At 57.1% G+C, this 24,664-nt stretch carries 25 protein-coding genes; 7 read left to right on the forward strand and 18 right to left on the reverse strand.

Translation table 11 applies throughout. The features are described 5' to 3' along the window. Nucleotides 1-2: 2 nt before the first annotated feature. The 10 genes from flgJ to GJU83_RS15495 all read right to left on the reverse strand — a co-directional run bounded on the left by flgJ (nt 3) and on the right by GJU83_RS15495 (nt 8,827). Nucleotides 3-989 carry a flagellar assembly peptidoglycan hydrolase FlgJ gene (flgJ, locus tag GJU83_RS15450; protein WP_153634642.1) on the reverse strand — a complete coding sequence of 329 codons (987 nt, stop codon included), beginning with the start codon at nt 987-989 and terminating at the stop codon, nt 3-5. A gap of 8 nt (nt 990-997) precedes the next feature. Further along, a complete protein-coding gene (locus GJU83_RS15455) occupies nt 998-2,095 on the reverse strand; it encodes a flagellar basal body P-ring protein FlgI (RefSeq protein WP_136632093.1) in 1,098 nt (365 codons plus the stop codon). Further along, nucleotides 2,092-2,793 carry a flagellar basal body L-ring protein FlgH gene (gene flgH, locus GJU83_RS15460; protein ID WP_370385329.1) on the reverse strand — a complete coding sequence of 234 codons (702 nt, stop codon included), beginning with the start codon at nt 2,791-2,793 and terminating at the stop codon, nt 2,092-2,094. Before flgH ends, GJU83_RS15455 begins: the two co-directional genes overlap by 4 nt. A 19-nt stretch (nt 2,794-2,812) precedes the next feature. Beyond that, nucleotides 2,813-3,601, reverse strand: coding sequence for a flagellar basal-body rod protein FlgG (flgG, locus tag GJU83_RS15465; protein WP_069184971.1), 789 nt, complete (start codon nt 3,599-3,601; stop codon nt 2,813-2,815). A gap of 83 nt (nt 3,602-3,684) precedes the next feature. After that, nucleotides 3,685-4,437, reverse strand: coding sequence for a flagellar basal-body rod protein FlgF (locus tag GJU83_RS15470; protein ID WP_153634643.1), 753 nt, complete (start codon nt 4,435-4,437; stop codon nt 3,685-3,687). A 76-nt stretch (nt 4,438-4,513) separates the two neighbouring features. Next, entirely contained in the window at nt 4,514-6,430 is a 1,917-nt protein-coding gene (locus GJU83_RS15475) for a flagellar hook protein FlgE (protein ID WP_153634644.1), read from the reverse strand. Nucleotides 6,431-6,457: 27 nt separating this feature from the next. Beyond that, nucleotides 6,458-7,135: a flagellar hook assembly protein FlgD gene (locus tag GJU83_RS15480; RefSeq protein WP_064226898.1), complete on the reverse strand. Its 678-nt coding sequence runs from the start codon at nt 7,133-7,135 to the stop codon at nt 6,458-6,460. 18 nt (nt 7,136-7,153) lie between these two features. Then, the gene (gene flgC, locus GJU83_RS15485) at nt 7,154-7,603 is read right to left on the reverse strand and encodes a flagellar basal body rod protein FlgC (protein ID WP_153634645.1); all 450 of its coding nucleotides are present in this window, start codon (nt 7,601-7,603) and stop codon (nt 7,154-7,156) included. A 34-nt stretch (nt 7,604-7,637) separates the two neighbouring features. Beyond that, nucleotides 7,638-8,036, reverse strand: a complete 399-nt coding sequence (gene flgB, locus GJU83_RS15490; RefSeq protein ID WP_041645182.1) for a flagellar basal body rod protein FlgB — start codon at nt 8,034-8,036, stop codon at nt 7,638-7,640. A gap of 239 nt (nt 8,037-8,275) precedes the next feature. After that, nucleotides 8,276-8,827 (reverse strand): nitroreductase family protein, encoded by a 552-nt coding sequence (locus GJU83_RS15495; protein WP_153634646.1) that lies wholly within the window; start codon nt 8,825-8,827, stop codon nt 8,276-8,278. Between the two features lie 167 nt (nt 8,828-8,994). Here GJU83_RS15495 and GJU83_RS15500 point away from each other — a divergent pair, with 167 nt between their 5' ends. Both GJU83_RS15500 and GJU83_RS15505 read left to right on the forward strand, forming a co-directional pair. Then, nucleotides 8,995-9,306, forward strand: coding sequence for an Mpo1-like protein (locus tag GJU83_RS15500; protein WP_153634647.1), 312 nt, complete (start codon nt 8,995-8,997; stop codon nt 9,304-9,306). A gap of 1 nt (nt 9,307) precedes the next feature. After that, complete coding sequence (locus GJU83_RS15505; RefSeq protein ID WP_153634648.1) at nt 9,308-10,747, forward strand: adenylate/guanylate cyclase domain-containing protein; 1,440 nt, start codon at nt 9,308-9,310, stop codon at nt 10,745-10,747. Between the two features lie 30 nt (nt 10,748-10,777). On the opposite strand, the gene queF is transcribed toward GJU83_RS15505, so the two are convergent. Genes queF through GJU83_RS15520 form a run of 3 tightly spaced genes read right to left on the reverse strand, consistent with a single transcriptional unit; the run spans nt 10,778 to nt 13,331 of the window. Beyond that, nucleotides 10,778-11,596 carry an NADPH-dependent 7-cyano-7-deazaguanine reductase QueF gene (gene queF, locus GJU83_RS15510; RefSeq protein WP_153634649.1) on the reverse strand — a complete coding sequence of 273 codons (819 nt, stop codon included), beginning with the start codon at nt 11,594-11,596 and terminating at the stop codon, nt 10,778-10,780. Between the two features lie 14 nt (nt 11,597-11,610). Then, the gene (locus tag GJU83_RS15515) at nt 11,611-12,384 is read right to left on the reverse strand and encodes an ABC transporter permease (protein WP_069184963.1); all 774 of its coding nucleotides are present in this window, start codon (nt 12,382-12,384) and stop codon (nt 11,611-11,613) included. Next, a complete protein-coding gene (locus GJU83_RS15520; RefSeq protein ID WP_153634650.1) occupies nt 12,381-13,331 on the reverse strand; it encodes an ABC transporter ATP-binding protein in 951 nt (316 codons plus the stop codon). The genes GJU83_RS15515 and GJU83_RS15520 overlap by 4 nt, the downstream gene beginning before the upstream one ends. Before the next feature lie 262 nt (nt 13,332-13,593). On the opposite strand from GJU83_RS15520, the gene GJU83_RS15525 reads away from it, so the two are divergent. After that, nucleotides 13,594-14,709 carry an organic solvent ABC transporter permease gene (locus GJU83_RS15525; RefSeq protein ID WP_153634651.1) on the forward strand — a complete coding sequence of 372 codons (1,116 nt, stop codon included), beginning with the start codon at nt 13,594-13,596 and terminating at the stop codon, nt 14,707-14,709. Here the strand turns inward: GJU83_RS15525 and GJU83_RS15530 are convergent. From GJU83_RS15530 to GJU83_RS15540, 3 genes are all read right to left on the reverse strand, one after another. Further along, complete coding sequence (locus tag GJU83_RS15530; RefSeq protein ID WP_153634652.1) at nt 14,699-16,006, reverse strand: cyclic di-GMP phosphodiesterase; 1,308 nt, start codon at nt 16,004-16,006, stop codon at nt 14,699-14,701. The two genes, GJU83_RS15525 and GJU83_RS15530, sit on opposite strands and share 11 nt — an antisense overlap. 176 nt (nt 16,007-16,182) lie before the next feature. Further along, the gene (locus GJU83_RS15535) at nt 16,183-16,776 is read right to left on the reverse strand and encodes a hypothetical protein (protein ID WP_153634653.1); all 594 of its coding nucleotides are present in this window, start codon (nt 16,774-16,776) and stop codon (nt 16,183-16,185) included. A gap of 73 nt (nt 16,777-16,849) precedes the next feature. Continuing rightward, entirely contained in the window at nt 16,850-17,128 is a 279-nt protein-coding gene (locus GJU83_RS15540) for a PilZ domain-containing protein (RefSeq protein WP_069184958.1), read from the reverse strand. Nucleotides 17,129-17,318: 190 nt separating this feature from the next. Between GJU83_RS15540 and GJU83_RS15545 the strand changes: the two genes are divergently transcribed. Then, a complete protein-coding gene (locus GJU83_RS15545) occupies nt 17,319-18,335 on the forward strand; it encodes a Fe(3+) ABC transporter substrate-binding protein (protein WP_153634654.1) in 1,017 nt (338 codons plus the stop codon). 153 nt (nt 18,336-18,488) lie between these two features. Next, entirely contained in the window at nt 18,489-20,177 is a 1,689-nt protein-coding gene (locus tag GJU83_RS15550; RefSeq protein WP_153634655.1) for an ABC transporter permease, read from the forward strand. Nucleotides 20,178-20,188: 11 nt separating this feature from the next. On the opposite strand, the gene GJU83_RS15555 is transcribed toward GJU83_RS15550, so the two are convergent. Then, on the reverse strand, nt 20,189-20,674 hold the full coding sequence (locus GJU83_RS15555) for a thioesterase domain-containing protein (protein ID WP_069184955.1): 486 nt from the start codon (nt 20,672-20,674) through the stop codon (nt 20,189-20,191). A gap of 132 nt (nt 20,675-20,806) precedes the next feature. After that, nucleotides 20,807-22,474: an AMP-binding protein gene (locus tag GJU83_RS15560; RefSeq protein ID WP_069184954.1), complete on the reverse strand. Its 1,668-nt coding sequence runs from the start codon at nt 22,472-22,474 to the stop codon at nt 20,807-20,809. 241 nt (nt 22,475-22,715) lie between these two features. Here GJU83_RS15560 and GJU83_RS15565 point away from each other — a divergent pair, with 241 nt between their 5' ends. Both GJU83_RS15565 and GJU83_RS15570 read left to right on the forward strand, forming a co-directional pair. Further along, nucleotides 22,716-23,690 (forward strand): ABC transporter substrate-binding protein, encoded by a 975-nt coding sequence (locus GJU83_RS15565; RefSeq protein ID WP_153634656.1) that lies wholly within the window; start codon nt 22,716-22,718, stop codon nt 23,688-23,690. 65 nt (nt 23,691-23,755) lie between these two features. Further along, nucleotides 23,756-24,658 carry an ABC transporter permease gene (locus tag GJU83_RS15570; protein WP_069184952.1) on the forward strand — a complete coding sequence of 301 codons (903 nt, stop codon included), beginning with the start codon at nt 23,756-23,758 and terminating at the stop codon, nt 24,656-24,658. Nucleotides 24,659-24,664: the final 6 nt, after the last annotated feature.

A 24,664-nucleotide genomic window follows, 5' to 3' on the forward strand; every position in this document is an offset into this window, starting at 1 on the left:
GTTTACTCCTTCATCCCGTCACTGCCCATGGACAGTGTCATCAGTGAATCACGGTTCATGATCTGGCGGATCTTGCTGCCGTAGTTGGGGTCAGTGGCGTAGCCGGCTTCCTGGAGCTTCTCAGCAAACACTTCAGGCTGGTCGGCGACGGATAACACCTCCCGGTATCTGGGGTTGGATTCCAGGAACGAGACATAGTCCCGGAAGCTGGATTCGTAATCTGTGTAAGCCCGAAAGCTGGCCTGCTCTTTCATGGGCAAACCCTCCCGGTATTCCGTAGTGGTTATGGAGACCGCATCGCCCTGCCAACGGCTATCCGCCTTGATGCCGAAGAGGTTAAAACTGGGTTCGCCCTGCTCCCCTCGAATCATGTGCCGGCCCCAACCGGTTTCCAGGGCCGCCTGGGCCACCATGAGTTTCGGATCAATGCCGGAGTCGCGTGCAACCCGCTCTGCCATTGGTAACAGCTCGGTCACGAAATGCTCCGGAGACTCGAACCGCTCTGGCAAATCCGAGGGCGTCGCAGACACCGGTGATACTGTCTTCTCTGCAACGGCAGTCACTTGCTGCACGCTATCAGGCAATTGGGGAGTCAGAGCAGGCAGGCTTCGATCGTAATCCGCAAGACTTGCCTTGTGGCCGGCAAGCTTGCCGCCCTCGTTGTCCATACCCGGAATCTGTTTGCTCAATTGGCGCACGAGCGCCTCGGCAAGGCCACTGCCCTTGCCTCCCGCCATGGTCAGACTCATCTGACTGTCGAACATATCCCGGTATAGCTCGGATTGATTGCTATTCAGGTAGTTGCCCTCGGAGAAGACGTCGCCGGCCTTACGCATGGACTTCAGCATTTCAGACAGGAACAGGCTCTCGAACTGGCGCGCTACTTCGCGCAGAGCTGACTCTTTGTCAGTGCGAGCCTGGGCTTTCAACGCATTGAGACCGTTGAAGTCGGTATAAACCTGGGCCTGTTGAACCTTGTAGTCCTGCATCACATCACCTAGATAACAATCAGCTCGGCGCGCAGCGCACCAGCCTGCTTCAGGGCTTCGAGTACCGCCATAACGTCGCCCGGAGCCGCACCCACCTGATTCACGGCCTGTACAATCTCGTTCAGGGTTACGGCGGGGCCGAACTTGAACATCCGTGCCGGCTCTTCAGTAATAGCAATCTGGGAATCCTGCTCGATAGCCGTGTCGCCACCGGCGAAAGGATTCGGCTGCTCCACATTGGGATTTTCCTGAATCGTCACGGTCAGGTTGCCGTGGGTGACCGCTGCCGGGCTGACCTGAACATTCTGGCCAACCACGATGGTGCCGGTGCGGCTGTTAATCACCACTTTTGCCGCATCCTCGGCCGGATCCACTTCGATGTTTTCAAGGATCGACAGGAAGCTGACCCGCTGGGAGGGATCCCGCGGCGCGCGCACGGAAACCGATGTGGCATCATGGGCATACGCCATATCCGGTCCGAGACGGCCATTAATAGCCTCGACTACCCGGCGTGCGGTTGTGAAATCCGGGCGTAGGAGATGGAAAGTAATGGTGTCACCCTGGCTGAACGGCGAAGCCACCTCCCGTTCAATAGTGGCGCCATTGGGAATCCGGCCAACGCTTGGAACGTTCACGGTGATCCGCGAACCGTCCTGTCCCTGGGCACCGAAGCCCCCAACCACCAGACTGCCCTGTGCCATGGCATAAACCTGACCATCAGCACCCTTCAACGGTGTCATCAGCAAAGTGCCGCCACGCAGACTGTCCGCGTTGCCGATGGAAGACACGGTGATATCAATTTCCTGGCCCGCCTTGGCAAAGGGAGGCAGATTCGCGCTAACCGTCACTGCCGCCACGTTTGCGAGACTTGGATTGACCCCCTCCGGCAAGGTAACGCCGAACTGGTTCATCATGTTGCGGAAGGTCTGGTTGGTGAACGGAGCACTATCGCCAGTGCCATCCAGGCCTACAACCAGTCCATAGCCGACCAGCTGGTTATTGCGAACACCCTTGATCCGCGACAGATCCTTCAGGCGGTCCGCCAAAACCGGGGCTGAAACCACAGCCAGAGCAAGCACCCAGACAATCAAACGGCGAAAGCTCATAGAGGCCACCACTCACTGTTAAAGAACCGCGCCAGCCAGCCCATCTGGTTTGCCTGATCAAAATCACCGGTTCCGCCGTAGGCAAACCGGGCATCCGCAATCCGATTGGACGCCACTGTGTTGTCAGGTTGGATGTCCTGAGGGCGAACCAGGCCAGTCAGGCGGATGTATTCATCACCATTCGTCAGCGACAGCCATTTTTCCCCACGAATCCTCAGAACACCGTTTGGCAGCACTTCGGTTACGGTGACGGTGATACTGCCGGCAAGACTGTTGCTCTGGTCTGCTTCAGCGCTGCCCTCGAAATCACGCTCGTGATTCAGGGAGGTATTGATCCCGAAATTGCTCTTACCAAGGATGGTCGGCTCTGGCAGCGTGACTTCATTGTCCTTGGTGATGCTGGTTTCCGCGTTCTTGCTGGCCCGTGTGGATTCTTCAAGGATCACCGTGAGCACATCACCCACGTTTAACGCCACGGTATCGCCGTAGAAGTTGTAGTTCCGTGAGACCTGGTAGATGGAACCGGAGGCACTGTCCCGTTGCATCATGGCCTGAGGGCGAACCGGTGCAAACTCTGGGTCATCCGGAACTGCCCGGGGCCGACTCATGGCCGTGCAACCCTGCAGCAGGACCAGAAACAGCACCATCGCCAATGTGCTGGCGCTTCGGGTTGTCCGGTTTGATGTCATCAGTTTCATGACGTCACCTCTGGCGGCGTTAGCCAATGTTTTGGGTAATGAACTGGAGCATCTGGTCGGTTGTGGAGACCACTTTCGAGTTCATCTCGTAGGCACGCTGGGTGGTAATCATGTTCACCAGCTCCTCGACCACCTCAACGTTGGACGACTCCACGGAACCCTGCTCGATACTGCCGAGCCCCGCCAGCCCGGGCTCACCTTCGGCAGGATCGCCACTGGCATTGGTCGCCTTGAACAGGTTGTTACCGATAGCCTGCAGGCCCTGGGGATTGATGAAATCCACCAGGGTAATCTGGCCCAGGTTGACCGGTGCGGCTTGATCATCCGTTACTGCCGTGACGGTGCCATCCTTGCCAATGGTTATGTTGGTGGCGTTCTCCGGCACGTTGATGGCTGGTTCCAGCGGGTAGCCATCCGGGTTGACTACGTCCCCATTGGCGTTGAGCTGGAACTGACCATCCCGGGTGTAGGCAATCTGCCCATCGGGCAACTGAACCTGAAGGAAACCACGACCGTTGATGGCCATATCGAGGGGCTGCTCGGTGATCTGCAGGTTGCCCTGGGAGAACTGCTTGGCGGTGCCGACAACCCGCACACCCGTACCCAACTGGAGACCAGAGGGCAGTTCAGAGTTCTGGGTTGTCAGACCACCGGGTTGCCGATTGATCTGGTACAGAAGGTCCTGAAACACGGCCCTGTCCCGCTTGAAGCCAGTGGTGTTGACGTTCGCCAGGTTGTTGGAAATGGTGGACATGTTGGTGTCCTGAGCGCTCAACCCGGTCTTGCTGACCCAAAGTGCTGGATGCATGCTGCTTACTCCTTGCCGGCGGGCAGTCAGGCGGCCATTTTTTGCCGCTTCAGGCCCGCCAGGCCAATGTGTTCAGTCGTTACTTAAAGGTTTTGCAACAGCCGTGCCGTTGCTTCGGAATTCTCATTGGCGGTGGTCATGACCTTCACCTGCATCTCGTATTGCCGGGACAGCTGAAGGTTCGAGATCATTTCTTCCACCGCATTCACGTTGGAGCTTTCAAGGAATCCGGAAGCGACCCGCTGGTTTGCATCCGGTGGTTCCGGGCCGTCCACAGCCTGATCCGGCTTGCGGCGCATGTGCCCATCGAGACCTTTTTCCAGGGCTTCCGGGGGCGGGCTGACCAGTTTCAGCCGGTCCACTTCCACCAGCTGGTCCGGTGGACCACCCACAGGAACAATTGAAACGGTGCCATCGGCGCCAATTTCGACGTTGTCAAACGGGGGAAGCGCCACCGGCCCGCCATTGCCCAGCACCAGTTCGCCGTTGGCCAGGCGCACCAGGCCGTTGACATCCACCTGAAGGCTGCCGCTGCGGGTGAAGACCTCCTCGCCCTGATCGTTCTGGATGGCAAGCCACCCCTCACCTTCTACCGCCACATCCAGCTTGCGCCCGGTTTCCATCAGAGCACCGGCGGAAAGGTCGGTGCCGGGTCGTTCTGTCATGGCATAGGCGCGAGTGGGATGATGTTCCCCGTAGACAGGCATACTGCGGGCCTGGGCGAAGTCTTTCTTGAAGCCGGTGGTACTGACGTTCGCCAGGTTATTGGCATGGGCCTGCTGGGCCAGCATATTCTGCTTGGCGCCAGACATACCGATGTAGAGGGCTTTGTCCATGGGAAAACTCCTGCCGGAATTTTGACTGTTTCCAGTCTTCCTGCAGGAGTCATGCCATGTTCGCTAGATCGCGATATTAACGGAGGTTGATGATGGTCTGGGTGACCGCATCGGAGGTTTCGATGGTCTTGGCGTTGGCCTGATAGTTTCGCTGGGCGATGATCAGGTTGACCAGTTCGGCCGAGAGATCCACGTTGGATTCTTCCACTGAGCTGGCTTTAATAGAGCCCAGAGTCCCTGTATCCGGGGCGCCGATGATTGGCTGGCCCGATTCGAAGGTTTCGACCCAGGACGTATCCCCCACAGGCGACAGTCCGTTTGTGTTATTGAAGGAAGCCAAAGCAACCTGACCGAGAGCCTGTGACTGGCCATTGGTATATCGGGCGAAGAGAACACCCTGATCCGATACGTCCAGGCCTGAGAGACGGCCCGTTGTGTAACCGTTCTGCTGCTGATCGTTTACACCGAATGCCGCCCCATACTGAGTAGTGTCAGCAAGGTTCAATACAAATGCGGAAGATGTAGGCGGTTCCGGAATCGGAGTCACCACCGAGGTTGGGTCCGCAGGAGGACCATCTGCCCCATTTGGCTGGCCGTTCTCGTCCTTTGGAACCCAATCGGTGACCACGATCTCGCCGGCCGGGTCACCATCAATTGATTGCAGGTTTCCGTTCTGATCAAAACGGGCCGTGTAGGGCGTAGTGTCTGTGCCAGCGACCATTTCCCCATCAATCTGCAGGTAAACCGACCACTCACTTACACCGACACCACTGCCCGGAGAAGGCTCCTTTACGAAGAACTGGGTGAACTCGTGGGAGTTGCCCAGGCTGTCGTAGATGGTGGTGGAGGTGGCGTGGTTGTAGGTCCGCTGATCCAGAGGGTTGAACTCATTGGTTATCCGGATTGGAGAGCTATTAAATGCCGTCTCAAAATCGCCATTGGAGGCATCATCAATGCCGGAAACAACTCTGTCCGCCGTCGCATTCACGTCACCGAGAACCGTATCGGAGGTTTCACCCCCGTTACTGAGATCGCCGTCGTCATCGAAGGAAAAGCTCAGCGTCTCGCCCTGGTTATGAATCACCCGCAGCACGTTGTTGCTGCCTGAACCGTCATCCACCATCGAAGCTGAAATAGCGGTCTCAGAAGAATTATTAATAGAGTCGACGAGATCCTGCAGCGATGTGATGTTGCTGGTATCCAGGGCAAGCGGAGAGCCATTGATGCTCAGACTGAATGCAAAATTACCCGGGCCCGCGTTGGAGATGTAAGTGTCATCAAGTTGATTGGCACCATCAAACGTCACGGTCGTGGTGGCAGACGCGCTGAGGCCAGGCGCATCGTTAATTGCGGCGGCCGCCTCTCGGGCTGTTGCTGTAGCCCCGATGGTTACGTTGAAGTCCGGCGTGCCATCGTTGTAGAGCACATCAAAACTCTCACCCTGCAGATCCGTTGCGGCGATTGGCCCGATGTCCCGAACCCGGGTTTCAAGCACGGGTTCCCGCGAGTCCAGGTTCAGATCTGAAACGAGGTTGGTGGTCCGGCGTGGCGCCAGGTTGTCAGTTTCAATCTGCAGATCGCCTCGAATACCGGAAAGGTTACCGTCTTCATCGGCGGTGTATCCCTGCACCCGCATATTCTGGTTGTTCGTTACAAAGCCGTCCTTATCAATGCCGAACTGCCCTGCACGGGAATAACGAATTTCACCGCCGTTATTCAGGATAAAGAAACCATCGCCGGCAATCGCCATATCCAGACCGTTGTCCGTGAAGCTGATATTGCCCTGGCCGAAAGACTGCTTAACGTCCTGGACCCGAACACCGTCACCGATCGGGTTGGTGCCCGCGCTCAGAAAGCCACTGGCGTAAAGATCGCCGAACTGGGCCTTACTGCCCTTGAAGCCAACGGTGCTGGCGTTCGCAATGTTGTTGCCGGTGACGTCCAGATCCACCGATGCCGCACGAAGGCCGCTCAAACCTGTATTAAATGCCATGGTTCACCCCTTGGTGTCTCACCGGTCTCAGTTAATTTGTTTCACATCAGACAGGGCAATAGAGCCCATGCCCGCAAGATTCAGTGTTATCGAGCCGCCCTGGCCCAGGGATACGCTATCCACATTGGCACTCACCATGGTGCCCAGCTGCTGCGGCCCATCGGGATAGGAAGCTTCTGCCACAATTCGGTAGGGGCCCGGCGGCAAGGGATTGCCGTTGCCGTCCTGACCATCCCAGCGGAAGGACACAACACCTGCCTGGCTACTGCCCATATCGATCTGACGTACCCGCTCACCGTTCTGTCCCTCGATGGACAGGCGCAGGCCGCCCGTGGAAGCGGGCACTTCAATGGTCCCGGTAATTTCACCTTCGGCACCCAGGATCCCGATCTGGGAGGGGGCCAGCACGGTTTTGCCCACCATGGCCGACGCCTGGAGCGCCTGAGTGGATCGGAACTGCCCTACCACATCCTCAACCGTACCGGAGAGATTCTGCATCTCCTCCAGCGAACTGAACTGCGCCAGCTGGGAGATGAATTCACCGTTGTCCTGGGGCTCCAACGGGTTCTGGTTTTTCAGCTGCGCCAGCATCAGTTCCATAAACTCATTCCGGCCCAGCTCGCTGGTGCCCTGGCCGCCATTCTGCTGCTTCAGCTGGTACTGGCTCAGAACATCCGACGCGTCTGTTGCATTCACTGCAGTCATGTTGTGCTCCTCACCCTGTTACTGCTGACCAAGAGTCAGAATGCGCTGCATCATGGACTTGGCAGTGTTCATGACATCCACATTCATCTGGAAACTTCTGGACGACGACATCATGTCCGCCATCTCTTCGACCACATTCACGTTGGGGTAATAGACATATCCGTCTTCATTGGCCGCCGGGTGATGGGGCTCGTAACGCATCTGCAGTTCAGCATCGCTCTCAACAATACCCTCAACTCTTACACCCGCGCCTGGCCCCTCATCGGCAGCCATCGGAAAACCGCCCTGCCCGGGGTTCATCATGGACTGCTGAATGGCCGCGAAAACCGGCTTTCGGGCCCGATAGGTTTCGCCCGTGCTGGAACTTGCGGTCTCCGCATTGGCGATGTTCGACGCGGTTGTGTTCAGCCGCAGTGATTGCGCGGTCATGCCGGAACCGGCGATGTCAAAAATGCTGCCCAGTGACATGAGAATTCTCCTTCGCTAATCCTGTGACTTCGGCTTATTCGCCCTTGAGGGCCTTGGTCAAACCGCTGAACTTGCTGTTCAAAAACTGGAAACTGGCCTGGAAATCCATGGCGTTGCGCATGAAACGGGTCTGCTCCTGCTGGGCGTCTACCGTATTGCCGTCAACCGACGGCTGATGGGGAACCCGATACATCAAATCGCTCTCCGAGGCCGATGGCGAGGTATCCATATGCGCGTCATGGGTTTTGGCCATCTGGAATCCGCTGACCTGCTCCTGAGCCTTCTGCATCATTGCCTGGAAATCCAGATCCCGCGCCTTGAAACCCGGGGTGTCGGCGTTCGCCAGGTTGTTTGCCAAAACTTCGGCGCGTTTTACACGCGCTTCAACCGCGTGTTGATGAATGCCCAGAGCCGAATCAAACGTAATTGCCATGTTGCCTCCCGAAAACTGCACTGGTATGCCGAGCTGCTTTTGCCGGCTGTGCTCTTTGACGGGACTGAAGCAAGCTGGATGCCAGAATTCAGATGAGGCGTAAATTTGTCAGGAAAGTCAGCATTGGCGGGCCCTGGCCAGTGGCAAAACAATTGTCAGGGAAAAGTGCACAAGGAGCGGACAGGAAAAAGCGGCAAGCTGCTTCCCCCGGCGAGGACCGGGGGAATACGGGCAGGGTATCAGGGCCAGTGACGCACAAATTCATCAACCGCCGGCCTGGGAACCGCCGGCTTGGAGGCGGAGACTGTTCCGGTGTAGAGGAACCCGACGATCTGCTCATGCTCTTCCAGCCCCAGTCCGGCGTGAACCGAGGAATGGTAGGCAACACCGCCCGTTCTCCACATCACTCCGTAACCGGCATCCTGCAAGGCAAGCTCGATAAAACTCATGCCGGCTGCGGCGGACATCAACTGCTCGACTTCAGGTACTTTGGGATGCGTTCTGGGCGATGCGATACCCACGATCACCATTGGCGCCCTGAGAGGTGCACGCCTGAGCTTCTCGATCTCTTTCTCGTCGCTGTTATTGGCGCAGGTGGCGGCAAACAGTTCGCCCAGCGCCTCAAGACCTTCGCCCTCTATAACCAGGTAACGCCAGGGTCTCAGCAGCGCGTGGTCAGGAGCGCGAGCGGCGCAGGCGAACGCACGGTCAAGGGTTGCCGGGTCCGGTGCAGGCGACTCCAGCCTGGGCTCTGACGAACGGCTAAGAAGGAAATCGGTAACTGCTGTCATATCTGCTCGCTGTCTGGTCGCTATTCTGATGGATTTCAAAAATTCGGTACGACCATAATTCCCGGCTGTGAATTGTGGCTTGTACGTAATGCTGTTAACCTTTGGTCGTAGTCAGGTCTGCCAACAATTATAAATGACGCGGTCGTACAATGATGAGTGGCAACACAATGAGCAACCAGCAAACCTTCAACAGCTTTTCCGAATTCTATCCTTACTACCTTGAAGAACACAGCGACGTGACCTGTCGCCGTCTGCACTTCGTCGGCAGCCTGCTGGTTCTGATCGTGGCCCTGTGGGCCCTGACATCAGGCAAGCTCTTGTGGCTTCTGGCTCTGCCCGTTATTGGCTATGGCTTTGCCTGGGTAGGCCATTTCAAGTTTGAGAAAAACCGACCCGCTACTTTCAAGTACCCACTGTACAGCCTGATGGGCGACTGGGTCATGTTCCGTGACATGCTAATTGGCAGGATCCGTTTCTGAAATGATGAGCGCTCCGGCAGACTTGCGCAATGCCAGCAGCTCCGCAGGCAGATCCCTGGCGTCTGAGGCATCGGGCAACCCGATTGCCATTCCGCCAATGCCCGATTACAACGGTCGGATCCTCGCCTATACCTCAACCGCCGCCATTATCGTAACCGGTGTTCTGCAAGGTGTGTTTGCCCATTGGCTGCTTTGGCTGGTGGCCGGCGCGCTGACCTGGCCCCACATAGCCCACGCCCTGACCCGTCGGACGTTCCTCAGGAATTCCCCACGCATTCGACAGAAGATGCTGATTTTCGATTGCGTTGTTGGCGGCGCGTTTATCGGCTGCATCGGGCTGATCGTCATTCCCTCCCTGGCGGTCGCGCTGATGTTGATGTTCAGCTGCCTGATTGTCGGCGGCATCCGCCAGTGGCTTATGGGCGCCGTCTTCATGGCCGCAGCCATTGCTGGTTCTGTCGCTATCCTTGGGCCAGCGGATGGTCCGCACTCGCCTCTGCTCACCAGCATTGTGTCTATTCTCTCAACCGGGCTTTATATCTGTGTCACAGCCTACTACTCGCACCAGCAGGCACGCGCGCTCATGCTGGCAAAGACGCAGATCCAGAATCAGCGCGAGCAGTCCATCGCGCTCTCACACAAGCTTTCCAAATACCTTTCGCCTCAGGTTTGGCAGTCCATCTTTACGGGCGAGCGGGATGTGCGACTGGAAACCCAGCGGAAAAAGCTGGCGGTGTTCTTCTCTGACATCAAGGGCTTCACCGAGCTGTCCGAGGAAATGGAGCCTGAAGCCCTGACGGAGCTACTGAATCACTACTTTAACGAAATGTCGGAAGTGGCCCTGAAGTACGGCGGCACCATCGACAAGTTCGTTGGCGACTCCATCATGGTGTTCTTTGGCGACCCAACCAGCCGGGGTCAGCGGGAGGACGCTTTTGCCTGCGTCTCCATGGCTATCGAGATGCGTAAGCACATGAAAATCATGCGTCAGAAGTGGCGCAGCCAGGGCATCAAGACCCCGCTGGAAATTCGAATGGGGATCAGCACCGGCTACACAACCGTAGGTAACTTCGGTGCAGAAAACCGGATGGACTACACCATCATCGGCAAGGAGGTGAATCTTGCCAGCCGGCTTGAATCGCTGGCAGAACCGGGTGAAATACTGGTTTCCTACGAGACCTTCTCGCTGATCAAGGACAAGATCATGTGCCGGGACAAGGGCGAAATTACTGTGAAAGGTTTCGGCAGACCGGTGCCAATCTATGAGGTGGTGGATTTCCGGCGCGATATGGGCCCCAACCGCAGCTTCCTTGAGCACGAGCACAGTGGCTTTGCCATGTATCTGGATTCAGACAAGATTACCGAGAAGGAACGCCAGGCCATCCTGACTGCCCTGGAAGACGCCGCCGATCGTCTGCGACGGGAAGAGGATGTTTCCTGAGGCGCGTCCCTGCGCTCAACTCAATTCTTCTTACTGACGTATCAGCCGAGGCCCGGCGCCCTTGCCGGTTTCTGTGCTCCGCCAGGGGTTGATATCCAACCCGCCCCGCCGCGTATATCGGGCAACGACAGTCAACGACTCCGGGTTGCATCGGCTCATCAGATCGGTAAACACCGTTTCCACACAATGCTCGTGGAAATCCTGTTTCTGCCGGAAGCTCACGACGTATCGCAGCAAGCCAACCCGGTCGATTTTCGGGCCAGTGTAGCTTACCAGCAGAGTGGCCCAGTCCGGCTGCCCCGTCACCGGGCAGTTGCTCTTGAGCAGATGGGAACACAGCTGCTCGGTCACCACCTCATTGCCGGCATTGAGAGAATCGGGTGAATACTCATAAACCACGTCGCTGACCGGTTCGTCATCAATCAACTCGAACCCCTCAGGGCGGCCAATCGCTTCTCCGGATTCGTCCACACTCAACAGGTTAACCTGTACGGCACCGCCGCAAGCGCTGGACAGATCCTGGGTGATCACCTCTGCCACCTGCTCTCGGGAGGAGTACACCACCTGATTCAGCGAATTGAGGTACAGCTTCAGCGATTTGGATTCGATGATTGAAGGCGAAGCCGCTGGGAAGACTATCTCTGCCCAGGCGACTTCCGGCACACCATTTGGCCGCAGCCAGGAGATTTCCCAGGCCTGCCACAGGTCCTCGCCGAACCATGGCCAGCGGCCGTCTTCCAGCCCAAGACGGCGGCGATTTTCCTCCCTCGCGACGGGAAACAAAAGGCCCGGATCGTAGCTGTCCGGGTAATCGCTTGTCTTGCCAAGCGGCGCATCATTGAGTGCCATAGGGGTTCCTGAAATCAGTGGCGAATGCCTTTACCACGCTCGAGCATTCTGAGGGCGATGAATGCCAACACGGAGATGAAAACCAGAATCATACCAAGAGAAACGAACGGATTAACGTCTGACACGCCGAGAATTCCGTACCGGAAGCCGTTCACCATGTACAGGATGGGATTGGCCATGGATACGCCCTGCCAGAACCCCGGAAGCAGATCGATACTGTAGAACACGCCGCCCAGATAAGTCAGGGGCGTGAGAACGAACGTGGGCACGATGGAGATGTCATCAAACTTGGTTGCCAGCATGGCATTGATGAAACCGCCCAGTGCGAACAGTGCGGACGTCAGGAACACCGTAATAACCATCATGGGCAGGTTGTGGATCGACAAGCGGGTGAACACCAGTGACAGCAACGTGACAATCAGGCCGATACCAAGCCCCCGCGCCATGCCTCCGGTCACATACCCGGCAAGGATAACCCAGTTGGGAACCGGAGACACCAGAAGCTCCTCAATGCTGCGCTGGAACTTCATGGAGAAAAACGACGACACCACGTTGGCATAGGAGCTTGTGATGACTGCCATCATGATCAGCCCGGGCACGATAAACGACATATAATCGAAGCCGCCCATTTCGCCGATCCGGGAGCCAATGAGGTTACCGAAGATAATGAAATACAGGGTCATGGTGACCGCAGGCGGCAACAGGGTCTGCGCCCAGATACGGGTAAACCGGCGCACCTCCCGGACAACAATGGTGCTGAAGGCTGTGAATATCGCATGCGGGGTCATGCTGCACCCTCCACCGCCCTGGCGGATTCGGCGGCGTTCTCCTCAACCATGCGAATGAACAGCTCCTCCAGCCGGTTGGCTTTGGTTCTCATGCTGACAACCTTGATGCCCAGCCGCTCAAGCTCCACAAATACCTGGTTAAGCCCCTGACCTTTTTCCACTTCCACCTCCAGTGCGCCCTCGGCGTCGAGGCGTGTCGGAAAACCGTTCAGCTCTGGCGCGGAATCCAGGGACTTTTCTGTGTCCAGCACGAAAGTCTCGACGCTCAACTGCTGAAGCAAGGCTTTCTTGCTCGTGTGTTTAAGGATCTTGCCATGGTCGATAATGGCGATGTTGCGGCAAAGGGCTTCCGCTTCCTCCAGGTAATGGGTTGTCAGGATGATCGTCGTGCCCTGGCGGTTAATCTCTTCCAGAAAGGTCCACATGGAACGGCGGAGTTCAATATCCACACCGGCGGTCGGCTCGTCCAGAATCAGCAGCTTTGGCTCGTGGACCAGGGCCCGGGCAATCATCAGGCGGCGTTTCATGCCGCCGGACAGCATCCGGGCCGGGGTATTCCGCTTGTCCCAGAGACCGAGCTTTTTCAGGTACTTCTCGGCGGACGCAGAGGCCTGCTTGAACGGAATCCCATAATAGCCGGCCTGAGTAGTTACGATATCGAAGACTTTCTCGAACTGGTTGAAGTTGAACTCCTGGGGTACCACGCCGAGGTTCAGCTTGGCGTCAGAGAGGTGGGTATCCGTGTCATATCCGAACACCCGCACTTTGCCGGCTGTCTTGTTCACCAGGGAGCAAACAATGCCAAGGGTAGTGGATTTGCCAGCCCCGTTGGGGCCCAGCAAAGCAAAGAAATCACCCTCAGCGACATGCAGATCAATCCCCTTGAGCGCCTGAAACCCGTCACCGTAGGTCTTGGTGAGGCTCTCGATTTCCAGTGCATTGGTCATAAATCATCCCGATTCGGTGAAAAACGGCAATGGGCGACCCAGGCCGCCAGCCAGAATTTAGAATGCTATTTATTGTGACAAAGCTGCTGATTTCAAGGCCCTTATCGGCCAGCAGGTGTCTCCAGGCCAATAACGGAAACTGCGACAGGAATCCCGATATGAGGCAAACCCCGCCCCTATAATGCGGTTACAACAACTTACAAAAGGGGCTGCCGCACCCTGAGTGCGGGCGCGCTGAATCGAAGGGAATGTACGACCAACCATGAGATCCGTTCACCGCATCCGACTAACGTTTACCCTGCTGGGCGCCCTCGCCCTCTCTGGCTGCCTCGATGATGACGGCGGTTCTGGCGACGACACCAGCAAAGGCCAGCTCAACTTCAACGGCTTTAATGGCCTTTCCTACCAGACGGCAAGTCAATCGGGCACCACGAACGCAGCAGGTGAGTTCCGTTACTACCCCGGCGAAACGCTCACCTTCCGCGTTGGCGACCTGCCGTTAGTCAGTGGTGTGCCGGCCCGGCAATACGTAACGCTGCTCGAGTTCTTTGAAACCACCCGCACAGAGCTGCAAACACCAATGGTGGATGATGAGGGTCTGAGCACCCACACACTGACCGAGCAACAGGTTCTGGAAAACACGACGCTTATGAACCTCTCCCGCTTTCTGATGCTCCTGAACTGGAGCCAGAATGTCGCCGAAGGGGATGGCATCGATATCCGCGACCGGGTTATTACGCAGCTGAATGCTGCACTCCCGGAGTTGACCGCACCTATCGACTTCAGTGTAAGCGAATCCGAATTCACCGCCACCGATCCCCTGTCACCAGCGAACCAGCTGCTCGCCGCCATCTGTTTCTACCCGGAAGACGATGAACTCTGCGAAGAGCCGCCAACCCAGGAGGAAATCGACAACGCCCCTCCGCGGCCGGAGAATGACGAAGATCGCGATCCGGACATTGAATACAGTGAAGACCTGCAGGCCAAGAAGGACCGGATCGAAAATGCCGTGCGCACCATGGAAGACATCGACACGGAAGACGCCCAGACCTATCTTACGCGCGAACTCAAGGCGATCAGCACAACCGTCGCGAACCGTTACTTCCTGGATGAGGACGTTGCCAGTCATCCGGCCACTGATACAGCCCTGAAGCAGGTTGCAGTTCGAAAGATCGGGGGCGGACTCGCCCTGGCAGAGCTCGAAGCAATCAGCACTCGTCCCCAGGATGTCCAGATCAATTCGGCCGACTGGCAAAGCGGAGTAGTGGAGTATTTTGTTGCCGGCCCCTCCGGCGGGGAATCAGAGCTTCTGCTCAGCTTCCGCCCGGAGGATACCTATCGGTGGGTTCGCAAACAGTTGCGAGTCATTATCCGCTGATCAGGCGCGACAGACTCCAGCGTGACTCTGCGCCGGTTACATCGAAATAGGACGGATCCAGGCCTTCCGTGCCATGAGGCAGGCAATCACGAATTCGCACCGTTTCTGCTGCTTCCTTACCTTCGTTGTAACGGGCCAGATCGATGATCTTTGCAGTTTTCAGCGGCCTTGCAGCCGCATCGGTCATAACCATGACACGGGGCCAGAGCCGTCGTTCCGGCGAGTGTGAAACCACGATGCCCCGCTGGCCATCGCTGAGTTCCACGAGGCTACCGGTGGGATAGATACCGATTGCCTGGATGAAATTCTCCACCAGGTCTTCCTGGAATTCGATATTGCGCATCTCATAGAGCAGCGTGACCGCTTTAGCTGGCGTCATCGGCTCGGTGTGAGCGCGGGGCGCAATCAAAGATTCGAAAAACTCCGCGATGCCGGCCACTTTGGCCAACAGTGGAATGCGATCCCCGCGGACACCTTCCGGGAAACCAGAGCCGTTATGGCGCTCGCGATGACCCTGAACCACACTGAGCACTGCCCGCGAGAGCCCGCTGTTCTCCAGCATGGCAACACCGCGATTGACGTAGCCACGGTAGGAAAGATACTCCTCGGCGCTCAGTTGGCCCTCCCGGGCGAGCAACTCCGGTGGCAGCGTGGTTTTACCAACCTGTGACAACAGGCATCCAAGGCCAAGGTGATTAAGAAGCCCCTCGTTCAACCCCAGGTGCCGACCACATACCAGGGCCCAGACGGAAGTGTTCAGGGCATGCCGGTAAAGGTAACTGTCATGGGCACGTGTGCGACTGAGCCACAATAAGGCATCAGGCTGGCGAACAACGCTGCTCACCATTTTGCTGGTGATCGCGGCGATCGGCCTCAGGTCCGGCACGCCATCGGCACGAAGTGTCTCGAAAAGCTGGTCCAGCGCCACTTCCACGTCATCCAGCAGGCGCTTGGATGTTTTCATTTCCTTTTTGAGACTGGTAACTGTTTCGTAGGTTACCGGCTCACGAATACTCAGCGGCGGCAACTGAAGCTGCTCTCGCCCTCCACCACGCTTGTTAAACGCCTTACCGAAAACCGGCTTGTTGCCGCCTTTCACCTCTTTCGCTTCCCGCGCTTCCGCCACATCGACCATCACCCACTTGCAGTGGGAAACCAGAGCGCGAATGTCATCCTGGGAGCGAATGTGGAAACCCTGAATCGGGAATGGAGTCTGGTGCCATGGCCTGTCCAGATCAGACACGAACATGCCCACTTCCAGATCATGTACTGCGACTTTTTTCTGTTGGACACCCACGGGCCACCTCACAAAACAAACTTTTCGATGGCTACCATTCTGACCGATCCACCTGAAGACACAATTACAATATCGTATCGTCAGGTAACCCAAACGCGACAAAGCGTAACGCTAATCTTCAACAGGAAACAAAATGTAGCAACGTGATGAGAGTCACATAACAGCGTCAAAAAGTGTCACTCTGCGTCACATACGGATTCGTCAAATTCGGGCAGCCGCGCGCGCATTGAACCCCGCGGAGCCTTGCGGACATAGACGGTGTAGGGGACAGAAGACGCCCGCAAGTAATCCAGATTCAGGGTATCGTCGCCCTGCCCCTCTGTGACAACCGCCGGAGTACAGGAAACGAGCAACTCAAGTTGCCCGCCCAAGCTGGCGACGCGAGCATCCTGATCCGCCGGATTGATAGACATGCACCGGTTCGAGCCGGTTGCCGGCTGGCCCGTACCAGCAAGACGGTCCTTGCCCGGTTCGCCGCAAGCGCGAATGCCCGTGCCACAATCACCGGCATCAGCGCCATCGCGGAGGCGCCAGACACGGTCGCTGCACTGGGTTTCGACTTTTACAGACGTTGCCTTGTCGCCCGCAATCCACCAACCAGGATATTCAGCGCTCTGCCAGGACAGCCGCACATGCCTGGGCTCCCCTGACGAATTCTCCGCCGGGAACATCGCGAAATGGGAGTAGTAGCTGGCACAGCCCGACGTGAACAACAGCATCAGGCTTGCAATAACTGGCTTGTAAGCTCTGGAAAAGGCTGAAAAGATCATCTGACTGACACATCCCTGACGGCGATTGAATTGGCCCTGCCATTATCCATGGCAGACGCCCTGAATCCGCCTATCAGTCACCATTTTGATCAAACTGAAGGCCATAACCGTCATTGGTTTTACGCACGACCACCATCTCAAGCACCGGCGCCGGAACGGGCAAGCCCTGTACCTGTACGGTGACCTTGTCGCCAAGGGATGGCGTGAAAGGCTCAGTGTCAACGACGATAAAGACGCCGCCATCGGAAATATCGCGGGTCGAGAATATGAATTCTCCCTGTTCCGCATGCACCACCTTTACCTTCGCGCTCATGGCGGTGCGTATGTGCTCTCTTCGATCGTTCCCAACCATCTGAGGATTCCACAACTTTTTGCATAGTTTTTATAGTCTTCCGAAGCATAACACCATTTTCAGAAAAATATGCCAACGGAGATATTGACTATACAGGTAATAGAAATGAGAGTAGTTGTCGTTTTTAAACGCTTGTAGACCCTACTGCAGGCAAATCAATACCGGGACTACCCGAAAAAAGGATGGGACTATGCGAATGAAACTGGCTGCCACGGCAGCAATCGCCCTGACTGCCATGCCCATGGCAGCCTCCGCAGACGGAGACGTCAACATTTACTCCTACCGCCAGGCGTACCTGCTTGAGCCCCTGCTGAATGCTTTTGAGCAGGAAACCGGCATCAAGAGCAACGTTGTATTTGCCAAACAGGGCCTTGCAGAACGCCTGGAGCGTGAGGGCCGCAACAGCCCGGCCGATGTGGTGATGACCGTTGATATTTCCCGCCTGAACGAGCTGGTTGAGCGCGATCTGGTTCAGGGCGTGGACAATGACACCCTGGAAGAGAATATTCCCGAGAATCTTCGCCACCCGGACGGTAAATGGTTTGCGCTGACCACCCGAGGTCGCCTGATCTTCGTTTCCAGCGAGCGTGTGGAAGAAGGCGAGATCACCACTTACGAGCAACTGGCAGACGACAAGTGGGACAACCGAATCTGCACCCGCAGCGGCAAGCACCCGTACAACGTTGCCCTGTTCTCCTCCATGATCGCCCACCACGGTGAAGCCGAAACCGAGAAGTGGCTGAAAGGCCTGAAAGACAACCTGGCCCGCAAGCCCCAGGGTGGCGACCGCGACCAGATCAAGGCCATCGCCGAAGGCGTCTGTGACATCTCCATCGGCAACAGCTACTACTACGGCAACATGCTGCAGGATGAGAACCAGCGCCCGATTGCCGAGCAGGTTCGCCTCGTGTTCCCGAACGCCGAAGGCCGGGGAACCCACGTGAACATCAGTGGCATCTCACTGACCAAGAGCGCGCCGAACCGCGAGAACGCCATCAAACTCATGGAATTCCTGTCCTCGCCGGAAGCCCAGCGCATCTATGCCGAAGCGAACACCGAATACCCGGCCAACCCGGAAGTACAACCGTCCGGACTGGTTGCCGAGTGGGGTGAAATCAACCCGGACGACCTTTCTCTGCAGGAAATTGCCAACAACCGCAATGCCGCAGTCAAGCTGGTTGACCGGGTCGACTACGACGGCGAGTAATCGTGTGTGGTGAGGGTGATTTGCCACCCTCACCCGCGGTTCGGCATACCACTACCCATCGCCAGTGTGAAGGCAGCAATTGCAGGCATCAGGCCAGGTGACTACAATCTGCAGCCTTCAAACGGACAGACCACACCCAGATACAGGAACATTATGAGCGAGGCCGCTACCAGCGTTGATGCCGGGCTATCCCAGCCCTTGCTGGCAAAGCGCAGCTCGCCGAAATGGATGATCAGCGCATTGCTGACCACTGCCATTGTCACCCTTCCGGTTCTTTCCGTAATTTTCCTGGCGTTTTTTCCCGAAGAGAATATCTGGCCACACCTGATCGAGACCACGCTTCCCCGTTATCTGACAACGACACTCAAGCTGATGATCGGCGTGGGCGCCCTGACTCTCGTAATTGGCCTGGCCTCGGCCTGGGCGGTCACCATGTGCGAGTTTCCCGGCCGCAAATTCTTTGAATGGGCCATGCTGCTGCCTTTCGCAGTGCCGGCGTATGTTATTGCCTATGTTTACACCAGCCTTCTGGACTACGCAGGGCCGGTTCAGGGCACACTACGCGACCTGTTCGGCTGGACCAGTGCCGCCGACTACTGGTTCCCGGAAATCCGAAGCCTTGAAGGCGCCACCCTGATGATCGGGCTGGTTTTGTATCCATACGTTTACCTGCTTGCCCGGGCTGCGTTTCTGGAGCAGTCCCCGTCTCTGTTCTCCGTCAGCCGCAGTCTCGGCCACTCGGCGCTGAGCACGTTCTTCAGGGTGGTTCTGCCAATAGCCCGCCCTGCAGTGGCCGTAGGTCTCTCGCTGGTTCTGATGGAAACCCTGAACGATTTCGGCACCGTGGATTTCTTCGCCGTTCAGACCCTCACCGCCGGCCTGTTTGATACCTGGTTGAACCTGGGGAATCTTGGCGGTGCGGCACAGATAGCCACCACCATGCTGATCTTCGTGGTCATCCTGGTGACGCTCGAGCGCTACTCGCGAAGACGTCAGCAACAGTTCGCAGCGCGGGACAACCGCGATCCGATCCAGCGCTTCACCATGTCGTTCCCGCGCCAGATGATTTGCCTGGCCGTGTGCGCACTCCCAGTACTGTTCGGTTTTGTGATTCCCGGCGCCACGCTCGGGCTATACGCCTGGGAATATTTCGGTGAAAGCTGGAACCCGGATTTTGTCCGCAACACCTTCAACAGCCTCTTCCTATCCAGTGCAGCCGCTCTAACCACGCTGCTGATTGGCGTTACGCTTGCCTACAGCCGCCGCCTGCACAACACTCGCAAAATGCAGGTACTGATGCGGCTATCCAGCCTTGGTTATGCCATGCCGGGGGCAGTGCTGGCGGTGGGCGTGATTGTGCCACTGGCGGGCTTTGACAACTGGCTGGACAGCCTGATGCGGGATGTTTTCGGTATCAGCACCGGCCTGTTACTCAGCGGTTCGGCCTTCGCACTGGTGTTCGCCTACACCGTGAGGTTCCTGGCGGTTTCCGCCGGTAGCGTGGAAAGTGCGTTGCAGAAAATTACGCCCAGCATGGACATGGCATCGCGGTCTCTTGGGCACAGCCCGGGCAACACCCTGGTACATGTTCACCTGCCGATGCTAAGAGGCACGTTGGTTACGGCTGCCCTGGTGGTGTTCGTGGATTGCATGAAGGAGTTGCCGGCCACACTGATTCTCAGACCGTTCAACTTCGAGACCCTGGCCACCTACGTCTACCAGTTTGCCTCTGACGAGCGCCTTTACCACAGCGCCCTGCCCGCCCTGATTATCGTTCTGGCCGGCATCATTCCGATCATTCTGATGAGCCGCTCGATCTCCAACAGCCGCTCTATCGCCTGATCGGACCCGGATCAGAAAGTGATCCGGGATTTCACATCCTGAACCACGAATCGCCCTTGGAACACGGCGACAGGGTCGCCTTCCGGCATTGTGGTTGGCTCTCCGCAGAAGACTTCTGCCGTCAGATCCAACCGGCCCTTGCCGTGCCGGGCAAGGCTCTTGCGAAAACGCTCCGGTATCTCTTCACCGGGCAGGCGGCAGATCACGTAAAAATCGGATGTCACAGGCTCCAGATAATCAATGTTCCCGCTTTGCACCACCACGTTTCCCCGAAGACCGAGGTCCCAGAGCGCCAGTTCCGTGAGGCCCCAGGCCGCCGTTACCGCCACCGAATATACACTGCCCCCGAATCCGGTACCCTGGTGATTGCTGTTGGGCTCCAGAGGTGCGCTGAGTAACAACGAATGGCCATCCCAGGAATGCAATTGAATCCCCAGGGCGCGAGAAAGAGGAATCTCGTCATGGATACGTTTCTGGAAAAGGGACAACTGGCTCATAACATCCTCCTGATATCCCTTCAGTTTAGGCCCGCATCCTCCTTTTCCCTATGCGACTTACGTCGGTTTTTTCCGCTATAAAAAAAGCCCGGCAGAGCCGGGCCAGAACATCTTCACCTGTAATCGAAAGCGTTACTGCCAGATGACCGGCTGACGCTGCGCATACCACTTGTCGACTTTCTCCTGGTAGGCGTCTTCAACCACATTGCGCTTGAGCTTCATCGTGGGCGTGAGGAAGCTGTTCTCGATCGACCATTCGTCGCTGACCACGGTGATGAACGCCAACTGCTCGTGGGGATCCACAGTCTTGTTCACATCGGCAATCAGCTTCTTGAAGCTCTCTTCAATCTCATTTCGGAAGGCCTCGTCCGCCATTTTCGGTCGGGCCTCTTCGCCCAGCATGACCAGGGCATGAGGCTGGGTTTGGTTGGCCCCAGAGACGCAGACCATTTCGATGGCATCGTGGGACATCAGGCGATTCTCGATGGGCGCAGGCGCAATATACTTGCCCTTGCTGGTCTTGAAGATTTCCTTGATGCGACCGGTAATCTTGAGCCGGCCCATCTCATCAATCTCACCCTTGTCGCCGGTCTTCAGGAAGCCGTCTTCAGTGAACGCTTCCCGGGTTTTCTCCTCGTCCTTGTAATAACCCATCATCGTGGCCGGGCTCTTGATCTGGATCTCGCCCTCCGGGCTGATACGGGTTTCAACCCCGGGTGCAGACTCACCAACGTAACCCGTTCTTGACCGCCCTGGTTTGCTCATATGGGAATAGGCAAAGTTCTCAGACATGCCATAGCCTTCCAGCAGCTCGAGGCCAAGATTGCGGTACCAGTCCAGAACGTCGCTTGCCAGCGGTGCCGAACCACTGCCTGCCAGCTTGACCTTGTCCAGGCCAAGGCCCTTGAGGATCTTCTTCTTGATCAATTTGTTGACCACTGGAATTTTCATCAGCCGGTCCAGCTTCTTCTTGGGCAACTTCTGCAGCACACCGTGCTGGAACTTCACCCACAGGCGCGGTACTGAGAGGAACAAGGTTGGCTGGGCTCGTTGCAGATCCTGAACGAAGGTATCCAGAGATTCCGCAAAATAAAGGTGGAAACCCGCATACAAAGATGCCAACTCAACAAAGGTACGCTCGAATACGTGAGCCAGCGGCAGGTAAGAGAGCATGCGCTCCTCGGAGCCCACGCCAAGCACTTCCATACCACCCTCTGCCGCATAGGCCATGTTGTAAAAGCTGAGCATGACGCCTTTGGGTTTGCCCGTGCTGCCGGAGGTGTAAACGATCGTCGCCAGTTCATTGGCATCACGCTGAACGTTTTCTTCCAGGGGCGGATACTTGGCAACGATATCGTCCCAGGTTTCGAAATCATTGGGCGGGCTCAGCGGGAAGGAAAGGCAACGCACTGATTCCGGCACGCCCGGTTTCATCATGTCCCAGTCGTCCAGCTTGCCAACAAACACCACTTCACACTCGGCATGGTTGAGGATGTAATTGACGGTGTCGGCGTTAAGGGTGGGGTACAACGGAACGGAAATGTGGCCGGCCATCCAGATGGCCCAGTCGGTCATGATCCAGTGGGCGCAGTTTTTGGAAATCAGGCCGATGCGGCTTTTTTCGGGGAGGTTCAGGGACTTCAGGTAAGACGCCATGCGTCTCGCCTCATCCACCGCCCGGCCCCAGGTGTAATCCACCGTTTTACCGCCCCCGATGGGCTGTGTCATATAGACAGAATTCGCCTTGGCCTTCTCCCAGTGATAAACCATATCCAGGGGAAGTTTGTTTGTTGTGTCCATGGACCTTCCTTGCAGTTCGTTGTTCGAATTATGGATGACTTATTATTAGACTTTCGTAGGGTATTTCAACATAGTATGAGCCGTCAAAACGTGACACAAGCAAAATAATTTCCAACTGCACCTATCTGGATCATAGCCCTGCTTCCGGCAACATCCCCTACCCCTTAAACCCTCTGCCTGTGGTAAACTTGCGCCCCTTCAGAATTGCAACATACCAGTTAACCTACCCGGAGATGGGCATATGGCCAAGACAACCCTGCGTACCCTGTTCGGTGCCACACTGCTGGCGCTGGCAACACTCGTTCAGGCACAGGAACCCCGCGTTGTAGCCATCACACAGATTGTGGAGCACCCGGCACTGGACGCTGTCTACCAGGGCATTAAAGACGAACTTGCCGAGCGCGGATTCAAAGAGGGCGACAACCTGGAAGTAATGCACGAAAGTGCCCAGGGCAACTCCGCCATTGCTTCACAGATTGCCCGCAAATTTGTTGGCGCAAGCCCCGACGTGATTGTGGCAATTGCCACACCCTCCGCCCAGACCGTTGCCGCTGCGGCCCGCAATACGCCGGTCATCTTCTCTGCCGTGACCGACCCGCTCGGAGCCAAGCTGGTGAGTAGCCTCGAAGCACCAGGAGCAAACATCACGGGTGTGAGCGACATGCTGCCCATCGACAAACACCTGGATATGCTCCAGCGCGTAATGCCCGATGCCAAACGCATTGGCACCGTCTACAACCCGGGCGAAGCCAACGCCGTCTCGCTGGTGGAACTGCTGGAAGAGCGCCTCGCCGCCCGCGGCCTTGAACTGGTAAAAGGTGCCGCTACCAAAACCTCCGAGGTTCTGGGCGCCGCCCGCTCCCTGGTTGGCAAAGCCGATGCCATCTACCTGACCACTGACAACACAGTTATCAGTGCTGCTGAAGCGGTTATCTCCGTGGGTGAGCGCGCCGGTATCCCGGTATTCGCCGCCGACACCGCCACGGTTGAGCGCGGCGCTGTTGCGGCGCTGGGCTTCGACTACTACGACCATGGCCGCCAGACTGGCGTGATGGTTGCCCGGGTATTGAATGGCGAAGAACCCGGAGACATGGGTGTCGAGACAATGGAGAAGCTGGACCTTTTCGTGAACCCGGCTGCCGCTGAGCGCATGGGTATTACCCTGTCCGATGACGTGATCGGTGACGCCGAGCAGGTTATCGACAGCGCCAAGTAATCCCCCGAACAACACGGGCGGCCCTCACAAGGGGCCGCCCGTTTTATCATTGGTGATACCCGACCATGCTGAGTAACATTGCGCTTTATGGTGCCATCGAGACTGGCCTGATTTATGGCCTCGTCGCTTTTGGCATCTACCTCTCTTTCCGGGTGCTTGATTTCCCGGACCTCACCGTAGATGGCAGCTTCCCGCTCGGTGCTGCCGTGGCCGCTGTGCTTATTATTGACGGCTGGAATCCGTGGCTGGCGACAGGTTGCGCGGTTATGGCCGGCATGGCCGCCGGCGCCGTAACGGCCCTGCTGAATGTGAAACTGAACATTCTGAATCTGCTGGCTTCGATCCTGACCATGATTGCGCTGTATTCGGTCAACCTGCGCATCATGGGTCGCCCCAACGTGGCACTGCTAACGGAAGAAACCGTGCTGACGCCTTGGTATGACCTGGATCTGGCCTACCATCAGGTACCGGTGCTCCTGTTCGTTATTGTGGTCTTTGTAGCGCTTATTCTGCTGTGGCGTTTCATGAAATCCGAAACCGGCCTGGCCATGCGAGCCACCGGCGCCAACGCCAGAATGGCCCGGGCCCAGGGCATCGCCACCGGCGCCATGATTGTGCTTGGTGTTGCCGTCTCCAATGGCCTGGTTGGGCTTGCCGGCGCTCTGTTCGCCCAGAGCCAGGGCGCAGCAGACGTCACCATGGGCGTGGGCGTTATTGTGATTGGCCTAGCCTCCCTGATTGGTGGTGAAGCAGTTGTGACTCCCTCCACGGTGTTACGCGCACTGATCGCCTGCGTGGTGGGCGCCATCATCTACCGGCTGGCCATCGCCTTTGCCCTGAACGCCGATTTCCTTGGCCTTCAGGCGCAGGATCTGAACCTGATAACTGCGGTTCTGGTCACCCTGGCCATCGTTCTGCCCGGCGTGCGTTCATCCATTGCCGGCAAACTTTCCCGAAGCAAGGCCTGAGGAGGC

Source organism: Marinobacter salsuginis, from assembly GCF_009617755.1.
GTDB lineage: Bacteria > Pseudomonadota > Gammaproteobacteria > Pseudomonadales > Oleiphilaceae > Marinobacter > Marinobacter salsuginis.